The following is an 11899-nucleotide window of genomic DNA, read 5'->3' on the forward strand; positions in this document are numbered from 1 at the left end:
ATTTCTCGCCAGAAACCGGTTTTATTCAAGAAACCCGGTTTCTCTGTACTTCACTTACCTGGAAAGTGCTGTATACTATCCATGTCCATCTTCTTCTTTTCCCAAATATGCCTCAATTACGCGAGGATCGGCGCGAACTTGATCGGGAGTTCCCTCAGCAATTTTAGTACCGTACTCCATAACACTCACGCGATCGCTAATTCCCATCACCACCTTCATATCATGTTCAATCAGCAAAATACTCAAATTCAACTCATCGCGAATTCGGTAAATAAAGCGAGTTAAATCAGCCGTTTCGTTCGGATTCATCCCCGCCGTAGGTTCGTCCAAAAGCAGCACTTTCGGATCGGAAGCCAAAGCCCTGGCAATTTCCAATCTGCGCTGGTCTCCGTAGGAAAGGTTTTTTGCCAACTCCAGCGCTTTAGAAGCACCTAAACCGACAAAATCAAGCATAGTCAAGGCTTTTTTCTTAGCTTCCCGCTCTTCTACAATCACAGCCGGACTGCGGAGGATTGCACCCAACAAACCTGTTTTTAATCGGCAGTGTCTACCTACTAAAACATTATCCAGCACAGTCATGTTGTTAAACAAGCGGATATTTTGAAAAGTTCTAGCAATGCCGAAAGTTGTCAGGCGATCGGGAGGTAAACCCGTGATATTTTTTTGTTCCAAAAGCAACTGACCGCCACTCGGTTTGTAGATACCCGTCAGCATATTAAAAAAAGTAGTCTTGCCCGCACCATTGGGGCCGATCAAACTGGCGATCGAGCCTTTTTCCAATGTTAAACTAACCTGGTTGACCGCAGTCAAACCGCCGAATCGCATTGTAAGTTGCTGTGCTTCTAATAATGACATTTTGGTTCTGTTTTCTAAGATTTTATAGTAGTGCGATCGTCCTCGTCACAAGCTTTCACGCACACGAATCAATTCGGGATTGGGAGATTTTAGGGCATATTCTCTAACGTACAGACAAAATAGAACTTAAAAAGATTAGATTCTAGCGAACAGCCAGGGCGATATTGTGCGTGTAAATCGGCAGTCGAAAAGTTTTCAATAAGTTTGAAATGGAGTTCGTCAGCCAAAGTTGCAATCTTTTCAAACCCCGTAATCCACGGTGCATACATACTTTCGTATTTATCTATGTAATCATTGATATCTTGGTAGCCCGTGGTTCTCAAAATTACCCCCTCTGACATATAATCAAAGGACAATCGAAAATTATCAACATTGTCGCGAATTTGTTCTAATACAAATATTACATCTTTTTTGTCAACCAAAGTAGTGTTGCCTTCCCACAAAAAATATGTCGGTCGCTCGAAATCAACTTCGCTCTGTTTCAGCAAGGAGATTAAACCGTCTTTTACGTAATCGCCGGGAAGGTAGCGAACATTGGCAGTAACTCTGTTAGCTTTGAGAGTTTCTGCTTTTAATTGAAGAGTAGCGCGATCGTCTATTTCAAAATAAGTGACTTTTTCGCCATTAATTCTAGCAGCGCGAGTATCCAAACCCGAACCTAAAATAACTACTTGCTTGCAACCTCCTAAAATTTGATTAGACAAAACATCATCAAAATATTTAGTCCGCAACTTAACCATTTCTTTGGCTGCGGGAGAGTTTTGAGATATTTTGGCAGCTATTTCTTTTGTTTCCTCATTCAGCCAGATTTTTACTACATGATCAGTGTAAAGAGGAATTGCCTCTTCATTCTCTTCTGCTCTAAATTCCGCAACGATAAAAGCAGTACCAGTTACATTGTTCATGGCTAATCTTTCACCCTTACTAAGTAGTTGGTTACAAATAAACCTTAGATGGGCACGGGGTTTTTACACCCCTAAACTCCCTTGTATCTGAGATGTTGCACCATTCTAAATAAGGTTTTTATAACAGGCAAGATGCCTGTTCCACAAAGAGTGAATTTTATTGTGGAACAGGCATCTTGCCTGTTCTTGAGAATGGTGCAAAATGTGAGTTGCATCCTAGATTATTAGCTAAATCCGCCTACCAAATACTATGGTTTTTGCCCTTACCTACTTATTGACTTCTCGCATCTGCTAAAGACTCATTGCTCGCTTCAGCATCCGAATGCAGTTCAGCTTGGTGTATCTTATCAGGAATCAGCCCCTCCGGCCGCACGAGCATCATGACAACAAGAGTTAGGCCGAATAGAAATAAGCGCATTTGAATCGGGTCTAAACTGGTGGCCAGAAAGTCTCGCAACTGGGGAATTGCAATCCTGGGGAGTACAAAAGTATTCAGAAAACCCTTGAGGACTTGCGCTAATTGTGGCAGATAAAGCCGATCGGCAGACATGATAATGATAGCCCCCAAAATCACCCCGGTCATGTTGCCCAAACCGCCTAAAATCACCATACAGAGGATGATTACCGACACCGAGAAATCGAAAACGCTGGGAAAAATCGCGCTGATATAGGCGGCGTAAAACGCGCCTGCAAAGCCCGAAAACGTCGCTCCCATCGCAAAAGCCGAAAGTTTGGTTTTGACTAGGTTAATTCCCATCGCACTCGCAGCTAATTCATCTTCGCGCATGGCATTCCACGCCCTGCCCAAGCGGGAATCTCGCAGCCGCGAAATCATGAAGTAAGCAAAGACAACTAGCAGCAAAATTAGGTAGTACCAGGGAAAGTAGTTGCCGGTGCTGAAAGTGCCGATAATGGGGAGAGATGGACGCCCGATCGGGTTTATTCCCGCTTCGCCGCCGGTGAGGTTAAAAGGTCGATCGCACCCAACCAGACACAGCACCAACTCAGGTTTACCCAAAACAGCCGCAACAATCTTCGAGACTGGTTCGTCGATCCGAATCGCGGTTAAATTCCTAAAGACAACCGGGATAATTTCGCCAAAACCGAGGGTAACAATCGCCAAATAATCGCCCTTGAGCCGCAGTGTCGGAATACCGAGGATTACGCCCGCGATCGCAGCTACACCGGCCGCGATCGGCAGTACCACCCAAAAATTCCAAGTAATATTTAACTGTCCAGAAGATAGCAAAGCCGTCGTGTAAGCGCCGATCGCAAAAAACGCCGCATATCCCAAATCCAACAATCCCGCAAAACCCACAGTAATATTCAAACCCAGCGCCAACATAATAAAGATTTGAATCTGTACTACAGTAGCAATCCAGCCAGTCTGAGCTTGAATGTCGATAAACGGAAACAGAATTAGAATAAAAGCTAATGTCACCAGAGTTGCCAGTCGCTGCCTTTCTCCCTGCAAACCCTGCAAAGCACCCATTAACGTAGCTGTCAAAATTGCGATCGTCAAACTGCAAATCCCGTACAGCAGCGTAGTCGGCAAAGCAACAGCAGGTTGACCAGACAAAGGCCTAATCAAAACCCCTTCTACCACACTCGCAACTAACAGCCAAACTCCCAATCCCAATCCGGCTAAACTGCCGATCGCAGCACCCATTTTCGGGCTGTAAACCTTCTGCTCCCGACAGCTCATAAAGCCCGCAGCCGTACCCATCAGCCACCCGATCACCGTGCCGCTCCAACCGCCGAATAACAAAACAGTCAAAGAGCCGATCGCCCCTAAAATACCAGTCGATTTAATTGCTTGGATTATTTTATTAGTCATTAGTTATTAGTCATTAGTTATTAGTCACTGTTTACTGTTCACTGTCAACTGTCAACTGCTATATACTGGAACTGTTACCGCAACACACTTCAAACGGGCGATCGCTATATGGTACAAGCACCTCAAAAAACTATCACCCTCGACGAGTTTTTGCAACTCCCAGAAACCAAACCCGCTAGCGAATACATCAAAGGTGCGATCGTCCAAAAACCTATGCCACAAGGAAAACACAGCAAACTACAAGGAAGACTCGTAACAGTCACCAACGACATCGCAGAGAAACCGCAAATTGCCCTAGCCCTACCAGAACTTCGCTGCACCTTTGGCGGACGTTCTATTGTGCCCGATGTCGCCATTTTTGTTTGGAATCGCATTCCCCTAGACGCTGACGGCGAAATTGCCAATACATTTAATGCTCACCCAGACTGGACAATAGAAATTTTGTCCCCAGCCCAAAGCCAAACCAAAGTCACAAACAATATTTTGCACTGTTTGAATGCCGGTTGTCAGATGGGTTGGTTGCTCGATCCCGATGAAAAAAACATTTTAGCTTATCCCGCAAGGCAGCAGCCTATTTCCTTGCAAGAACCAACAGATATACTTCCGGTTCCCAAATTCATGCCGGAAATGCAGTTGACTTTAGGCGAAGTTTTTAGCTGGCTCAAACCAGGGAATATTTAAAAGGTAAAACTAAAACGTAAAACGATCTCGCTTTTAGTTCCCCAACTTATATGAAAAATCTGGGAGCTGCCTGTGCTGTTTTTTCATGTCTACTTAAATATCTCTTGCGATTATTTAAACCCAAAATTTCAAACCTTCTCCTGAACATTTTCGCCCAACAAACCCCCAGGCCGAAAAGCCAAAATCACCACCAAAACCCCAAACACCCAAGCATTAGTCCAGCGGCTCGATAAATACTGGTCGCTCAAAGACGAAAGCAACCCAATCAAAACGCCTCCCAACATCGCCCCGACAATATTGCCAATTCCCCCCAAAACCGCCGCCGTAAAAGCCCTCAAACCAGCCGTAAACCCCATCGTAAACACAATAGTATTGTTGTACAAACCAACCAGAATCCCAGCCGAACCCGCCAAAGCTCCCCCAATCAAAAAAGTCAGAGCAATAATCTGATCGACATTAATCCCCATAATTTTAGCAGCATCGCGACTTTGAGCAGTTGCCCGCATCGCCTTTCCCAGACGAGTGTATTGCACAAACACATGAAGCAAAACCATCAATACCACCGCCACTACCAACACAATTAAATCCTTGGTAGTAAATACAATACTCGTTTGAATTCCCAAAGCTTTAAAAATATCAACTCGCGGCAACAAATCGGGAAAGCTTTTCGGCGCAGCAGAATTAGAACCCATCACTGGAATAAAAGCTTTCAATCCTCCCCAAAACAGCCCCATATTTTGGAAAATAAAAGAAACTCCAATTGCCGAAATTAAAGGAGCCAAACGGGGAGCATTTCGCAAAGGTCGATAAGCATACTTTTCCACAACAATATTGAGTCCAGCACAAAAAACCGAACATACAATTAAAGCAACTAACATCACCGGTATAGCAATACCTAAAGGTGCGCCATCTTGAATCCCAAAAGCCCCGAACACGGTTAGGGAAGCAAAAGCGCCCAACATATACAAATCGCCATGAGCAAAATTGATTAACTCAATAATGCCATAAACCATAGTGTAACCCAAAGCAATAATTGCAATCAGCGCGCCGTTGACCAGACCAACTAATAATTGTTGGATAAAAACTTCAGGATTGCTGACTATTTCTCCAACGATTTTTGGCAAATCAAATCCTGCGATAGGACCTAATAGCAAAACTATATAAACTACACCTAGATATAAGAGAATACTTTTCCAGTTTTTCATGTTTTTGAGTAATTGGGAATTGGGAATTGGGAATTGGGAATCGAGAATTGGGAATTAGGAATTAGGAATTGGGAATTGGGCATGGGACATTGGAGGGAGAAGGAAAAAGGCATAATTTTTTATGATCCCTTCTTCCTTCTTCCTTCTTTCCGATATCCGTTACATCCGTTATAAAATCCGTTGCCGAACTTCCCTCTTCCTTCTGATTAATTATTCCGTCTTGAGCGCATTCACGAACTCCCACTTGCCACCTTTAACAACATTTCCTGACATTGTAGTCAAGCTCGTGTCGCCGTTGGTGTCAAAACTCCAAGTGCCGAGTACCCCGTTAAAATCTTTAGTTGCCAAGACAGCTTCGCGGATAGCAGCGCGGTCATTTTTGCAAACTTTATTAATTGCGCCGATCGCAACTTTAGCAGCTTCATAGGCGTAAGCTGCATAAGCTTCCGGTTCAGCATTATATTTTGCCTTGTAACTTTCGTACCACTTCGCGCCCGCACCAGTCAATTCTTGAGGAGGCAAGCCGCCAAAAGTAGCGTAAACTCCTTCGGCATCTTTGCCCGCCGCGTCAATTAAAGCTTGCTCTTTAATGCCGTCGGGCCCCATGAATTTAACTGCATCAGCCGCCATCCCAACATTTCTCATGTCTTTAATTATTTGTCCGGCGTTGCTTTGAGTAGTGCCACCGAAGTAAATCAGGTCTGGATTTAAAGCTTTGATCTTATTCATTAACGCCTTATAGTCGCTAGCTTTAATATCAATTCCCTCTCTTCCGAGGACTTGAATTCCCAACTTTTTAGCAGTGGCTTCAAAAACATCAGCGATGCCTTTGCCGTAGAGTTCTTGGTCGTCGAGAATGTAGACTTTTTGTACGCCCAAAGATTTCGCCCAGTTGCCAGCTACAGCCCCTTGAAGGTCGTCAGCGGGGACAACGCGGGTGAAATTACGAGTGCCTGTGGGATAATAAACGTTAGGTTCTTTGGCTTCGCCTTTTCCTGGTTTAGTCAGTCCCGGATAAGTGTTGGCCGGACTGATCATGACGATGTTAGCTTGGTTGAGCACGGGAATGGAAAGTTTGGCGGCACCGGAGTTATAGTGACCGATGACGGCAACTACCGAAGCGTCAGCGACGGCTTTGTTGGAGTTCGAGGTTACTTGGGCCGGGTCCCATTTGCCGGCGGCGGCGGTGGCGTCATCGAAAACTTCGTATTGGATTTGGATTTTGCCGTCGCAAGCTTTGGAGTTGGTTTCGGCGAGGGCTTGTTGGATGCCGTTGACCATTGTTTGAGCTTGACCCAAGGCGCTGCCTGTCATGGGCAGCATGGAGACAATTTTGACAGTATTTGGGTCTCCGGGGCTGCTGACTGCGACGGGAGTGGCTGCGGGACTGGTTCCGGGGCTGCCTCCGGGAGTTGTGGCGGTGGGTGCTTCAGGATTTTGACAGCTAGCGCACAGAGAGGCTATTCCGGCGGCAAAAAGTAATTTCCGCAATCCTACGACGCCGAGATTGTGTGTTGAGTTGATTTTTGGGGGTGTGGCACTTTTGCCGCCTGACTTCTGGGAAAAGTTCATAGGTTGGTTCGTTTGTTGGTTGCGTCTTAGCATATTTCCACTCTCTAAGTCTGTAAGTCAAGAGTTAGCACAGATTTTCAAGTTTTACCAAGAAATTGGGTCTAAAGCCCCGTCCTTCTAGGACGGCTTTAATTAATTATCAACTTTTGTTAATTGTTTTCTTGAACTTTCTTGCATTGTGTTCATTGTAGAGTAGAATAACTATACTACAGGTAGAATAACCGCCGATACACATGAGACACCACGCTCAAACGATAGGTCGGAAAACAATAATGGTTAGTGGGTGGCGAAAACCACGAAAAACATAGCTGGGCTAACTAATGCAAGCCAAAATCAGAGACTAAACTTTTTATTTCTAAAATGTACTGTGTGCCCCACAGAAACAAGAGAAGCAATTCTCGAAAGCTTGGGGAGACAAACCCTCTGAGGTTATCTAAATTAAGCTCGATATTTGGTTCTTTTGAACGGATACCAGGTTTAAACACTGCCGCAAGGATAGATAGTTTTAAGGTATGTCGCAGAACCAAGAATCCCCTCGCCTTCAGGCAGGGGAGTGTCAAGTGAACTCTTAAAGATACACCGCTGCAACAAGCTTTTTCTCTCGTTCCCGTGAACTTCCTGGGAAGGCGTACCAGCCCAGGAAATGAGGCAGAGCCTCGGTCAATGGGTTTCCAGGAGCTTCCGGGGAACCAGTTAAAACCTGTTCAACCAGTTAAAAACTAAAAGGGAAAGGAAAATACAGATTTCCTTTCCCTTTCTCAACCCTCCAGCGTCAAATCAGCTTGATTGCGAAATCAAATCCGAATCCTTTTTTTCTTTTGAGCGATCGACACTAAAATCTTCATAGTACGATCGCTCAGTATTCACATCCCACAAATCGTGCTTTTCGCCGAGAATATTTCTCACAGCCAGCATCCCCGTCAGCATGGAATGGTCTTGGTTGTTGTATCGGTGCATACCGTTTCGCCCGATCGTCTGCAAATTCTCAAATCCCTTCAAAAAACTTTCAAGTACCTGCAAGTGTCCTCGATATTCCCCATCATAAACTGGATAAGCTTTAAGTTGCCGTATGACAACTCCATCTTGCACCTCAGCAGTTGTTGCTAACCCCAAACCAACCAACTCGCGAGTTGCTAATTCGACAAGTTCCGCGTCCGACATTTCCCAAATCTCGTCGCCTACGCTACAGAAATATTCCATTCCTAAACAACTTTTGCTGACATCAGGAACTAAAGCAGCGCTCCAATTCTTAAAGTTTTGAATTCGTCCAACTTTGACTTCGGGAGAGTGAATGTAAATCCAGTTGTCAGGAAACAAATCCTTGCGATCGACAATCAGCGCTACAATCAAAAAATCTCGATATTTGAGCGATCGCGCGGCGTGCAACACCTCTTCGGGGGGCTGCGGTTTCATTCTTGCTACCAGCGCCGATATCGGCATACTTGTAATGAAATTATCCGCCGAATATTGAACTAATTCTCCGTTTTGCTCCGCAGTAATACTTTTAATCTTATTACCTTCACGCTCAAAGCTAATCACTTTAGTATCGAGATAAACTTTGCCCTCTTTATTCTCCACAGCTTCCGCGAACTTTTCCCACATCATCCCCGGCCCCAAAGCCGGATAATCAAACTCTTTGATTAATGTTTTAGTGTCGTTGCTGCCAAACAAAGCATTAATAATTGCTGTCGTCAGCGACAATCCTTTAATCCGCTGCGCCGCCCAATCTGCTTGAATTTCCGAACAAGGAATGCCCCAAACTTTTTCAGTGTAAGTCTTAAAAAATGTTTTATACAAGCGTTCCCCAAAACGATTGATAACCCATTGTTCAAAAGTTTTTTCTTCCGTAAGTGGCCAAATTCTCACTTTCAGATAACTCAAAATAATCAGCGTACTCTCAATTATGCCCAAATTAAAGAGAGTATTGAAGGCACTAATCGGATAGTTGAAAAATTTACCTCGATAAAAAATTCGCGACAATCGTGGCACTTTAATAAACTCATTTCCCAGTACCTCTTGCCACAACTGCTGCACGGCTTCAACTTTAGTATAAAAGCGGTGGCCGCCAATGTCGAAACGATAGCCTTTGTAGGTTTCTGTGCGAGCTATTCCCCCAACTTTATCACCTTTTTCTAGTACAACAGGGATGATGCCTTCCTTGACTAGCTCGTAGGCAGCAGTCAAGCCCGCAGGGCCTGCACCGACGATCGCAACCGGATAATGTTTCACTCAGCCTACCTCCAGCTTTTTTATCGAACCATACAATTATTTATAACTTGTCCAAGTTACAGATGCACCCGTGAATACCCTGAGAACCTATTGAGCTACCTGATTTTGAAGGACAATTTGCCTTGATTTATTGAGCGGATACTGGCAAGCTAACTTTGCCAGTCACAGGCTTTTTTTGGTATAAGTAGCGACCCGTGCCGATCGCGAATGCCAGTCCGCTGTAAAAGTAGAAAAGCCAGTGCCACGGAATAGTTTTCAGGGCAAATAGGATACCGTGTTTACGGTGAAAAAATCGGTAAAGCGGTGCATTAATTGCTACCAGCGGTATTGCCAGCAAACCAGCCAGTAGCAGAAAGCTCACCGACCAGCAGGTTCCCAAAGTTGCCAGCAGGACTGCATAAGTTAAAATCACGCTGATGCGGTTTGAAACTTGCAAGTTGAGGTCGTTATTCAATTTGCGATCGCGCCAAATCAGTTCTGTCCAAGGCAGCGCTCGGTAGAAAAAGTCAGCTTTCACCATACCCATAGGCTTCCACCGCTTTAAATGCTTCACCTGCAATGTTTTGCACAGCCGAATGTTATAACCTGCTTGTTTCAAACGGTAGCCGAACTCAATATCTTCGATCGAAGCTTGGCGGTAACTCTCATTAAAGCCACCCATTTGCAAAAAAATTTCCCGACGAATCACTCCGCAAGCGCCCCAAAAAGTCGAAGCTTCTTCGTTACCTGTTTGGTGCACGTAGTGGTGCAGCAAGTTCCTGTACTGCGATAGAAAATCAGGATCTCCGGGAGCATCGTCGTAAGAGCCGATGAAAGCAGCTAAGTAGGGATTATTTTTGAACACCGATATCGCATAGCCCACAGCTTCTGGACAAACAGCGACATCAGCATCCACAAAAAACAGAATATCTCCCTTTGCAGCCTGGGCACCCAAATTCCTGGCCCGCGCTGGCCCTCCGCATTCGGGAATCCTGATCACTTTGGCGCCGAATTCCTGGGCTAGACGCCAAGAACCGTCGCTTTCACCATCTGCTACTACAATAATCTCGATCGGCCTGGGCACAGTTTGAGCCAGTTTTGACAAACAGGTGCGGAAGTAAGAGCCCCCGTTGTGGACTGGGATAATAACGGATACAGTGGGGTCGGCGGTAGAAATCATTACCTAAATTGTTTAAATTGCAGGGGCTAAAATTTGCTGGAATTTTATGGGTGCTACTTTACAAAGGGTAAAATCAGCTCTACTTTTTTATTTATAACTCGATTTTTGTTGATCTTCAACTATATTTTTTGCTGGTATTCTCGATTTAATTTTCCCCATTCTTACTTCTATTTTACGCCATCTCTTGCTGAGAGTGACCTGATGTAGACAACACCTTTACAAAATCTTTAAATATATCATTGTTTGTGTAAACTTCGGAAAAAGCCCCTGCAGCATTTTGGTGTGGCTGTGTTGCCATACACAAGACTTTGATTTTATAAGTAGGCACACCGTATAAAATCCAACATCGTTTATACGGATACCCACGAACTGTCAGGACTTGCGCGGTACAATTTCTTTTACAGACCTCATCCGCGAGTGACTGCTGCCCCAAGTCTCGATCGCGACTGCGGACTCAATGCACACTTTATGACTTTTGGCAATATAATTTAAATATACGTCTTAAAATTTCCGACACTGTACGATCGAGCTTTGGTAATTTGCTAATATACTCTTAGCTAGTTCCCTTTGAACCAAAACTTTTACATAAACAAGTTTTTATATTACATGAAAACCTTCCAAAACACTTTAAATCAGCCCTTAGTTTCAGTCATCATACCAGCTTAGGAATGAGAATTAAATAACTTAGAATGCGTGATGGTTCTTGTGGGATGGGCCTGAAAGCCCGTCCAGAAAGGGGGGCGGGACGCCCAACCCACTTTCATTGTGTAAATTATTTAATTTGCGCTCCTATGCAGCAATGGCAAAATCTCACTCTTTAATTATGGCAGATATCCGGCAGCAACATCCCGAAATTCCCAGCAGCATTTATCGCTGCTATAGCAGCAACTTTTACATTTACTTAGGATCGCGAATTAAATAACTTACAATTTTAATTATTATTGTGGGATGGGCGTCCCGCCCGTCCCACTTTCAAGAGTGGAAGTTATTTAATTCTCATTCCTTAGCTGTCAAAAGCAACCGCAGTGGCAATCACCGGAGTACATTATCTTGGCTGTATCGATCGTTCAAAGAAGATTTATCAATGGCACTTTTGCGCCATAATTTGTATCTGCTGTCAATAGAAAGTATATTAAAAATAATAGTTACAGCGCCAACTGAAGCTGGGTTAGAGTTAAAAAAAGCATCAGAATCGAGTGAAGGGAGGACAGTTGCTAGGACTGAGGCGCGAACGAAAGCTCACAGAATGTTGCCATCGCAGGTATACGAAAGAATGCGATTCAATAGTTTAGGAAATCGAAAATCTACATAAACCCAAAATTGAAAAACCCGGTTTTTTGAAGAAACCGGGTTTTTGAGGAAGCTAGAGGGCGTTTAATTCTGCCTGGTTGGTCGATCAAGAATGAGGAAAGAGGGTTAAATAAAAAAATCTAAATTTTCCATTCTTCCTTCTTAC

General features: G+C 44.3%; 10 protein-coding genes. 3 read left to right on the top strand and 7 right to left on the bottom strand.

What is annotated here, in order from left to right; all coding sequences use genetic code 11:
• Positions 1-75 precede the first annotated feature (75 nt).
• The 3 genes from QT973_RS24005 to QT973_RS24015 all read right to left on the bottom strand — a co-directional run bounded on the left by QT973_RS24005 (position 76) and on the right by QT973_RS24015 (position 3597).
• Positions 76-855, bottom strand: a complete 780-nt coding sequence (locus tag QT973_RS24005; protein WP_333053263.1) for an ABC transporter ATP-binding protein — start codon at positions 853-855, stop codon at positions 76-78.
• 89 nt (positions 856-944) lie between these two features.
• On the bottom strand, positions 945-1760 hold the full coding sequence (locus tag QT973_RS24010) for a class I SAM-dependent methyltransferase (protein ID WP_333392342.1): 816 nt from the start codon (positions 1758-1760) through the stop codon (positions 945-947).
• 271 nt (positions 1761-2031) lie between these two features.
• Positions 2032-3597 carry an ABC transporter permease subunit gene (locus QT973_RS24015; protein ID WP_333392345.1) on the bottom strand — a complete coding sequence of 522 codons (1566 nt, stop codon included), beginning with the start codon at positions 3595-3597 and terminating at the stop codon, positions 2032-2034.
• A 108-nt stretch (positions 3598-3705) separates the two neighbouring features.
• Here QT973_RS24015 and QT973_RS24020 point away from each other — a divergent pair, with 108 nt between their 5' ends.
• Complete coding sequence (locus tag QT973_RS24020) at positions 3706-4278, top strand: Uma2 family endonuclease (protein ID WP_333053260.1); 573 nt, start codon at positions 3706-3708, stop codon at positions 4276-4278.
• A 128-nt stretch (positions 4279-4406) separates the two neighbouring features.
• On the opposite strand, the gene QT973_RS24025 is transcribed toward QT973_RS24020, so the two are convergent.
• The 4 genes from QT973_RS24025 to QT973_RS24040 form a co-directional block, all read right to left on the bottom strand.
• On the bottom strand, positions 4407-5402 hold the full coding sequence (locus tag QT973_RS24025) for a branched-chain amino acid ABC transporter permease (RefSeq protein ID WP_333053259.1): 996 nt from the start codon (positions 5400-5402) through the stop codon (positions 4407-4409).
• A gap of 291 nt (positions 5403-5693) precedes the next feature.
• Entirely contained in the window at positions 5694-7088 is a 1395-nt protein-coding gene (locus tag QT973_RS24030; RefSeq protein WP_333053258.1) for a branched-chain amino acid ABC transporter substrate-binding protein, read from the bottom strand.
• A gap of 744 nt (positions 7089-7832) precedes the next feature.
• Entirely contained in the window at positions 7833-9284 is a 1452-nt protein-coding gene (locus tag QT973_RS24035) for an NAD(P)/FAD-dependent oxidoreductase (RefSeq protein ID WP_333053257.1), read from the bottom strand.
• 127 nt (positions 9285-9411) lie between these two features.
• Positions 9412-10443, bottom strand: coding sequence for a glycosyltransferase family 2 protein (locus QT973_RS24040; protein ID WP_333053256.1), 1032 nt, complete (start codon positions 10441-10443; stop codon positions 9412-9414).
• A gap of 799 nt (positions 10444-11242) precedes the next feature.
• Between QT973_RS24040 and QT973_RS24045 the strand changes: the two genes are divergently transcribed.
• Positions 11243-11365, top strand: a complete 123-nt coding sequence (locus QT973_RS24045; protein WP_333053255.1) for a hypothetical protein — start codon at positions 11243-11245, stop codon at positions 11363-11365.
• Positions 11366-11386: 21 nt separating this feature from the next.
• Positions 11387-11755, top strand: a complete 369-nt coding sequence (locus tag QT973_RS24050) for a hypothetical protein (protein ID WP_333053254.1) — start codon at positions 11387-11389, stop codon at positions 11753-11755.
• The last annotated feature ends 144 nt before the right edge of the window (positions 11756-11899 follow it).

This window comes from Microcoleus sp. Z1_A1, assembly GCF_036700305.1.
Taxonomy (GTDB): domain Bacteria; phylum Cyanobacteriota; class Cyanobacteriia; order Cyanobacteriales; family Microcoleaceae; genus Microcoleus.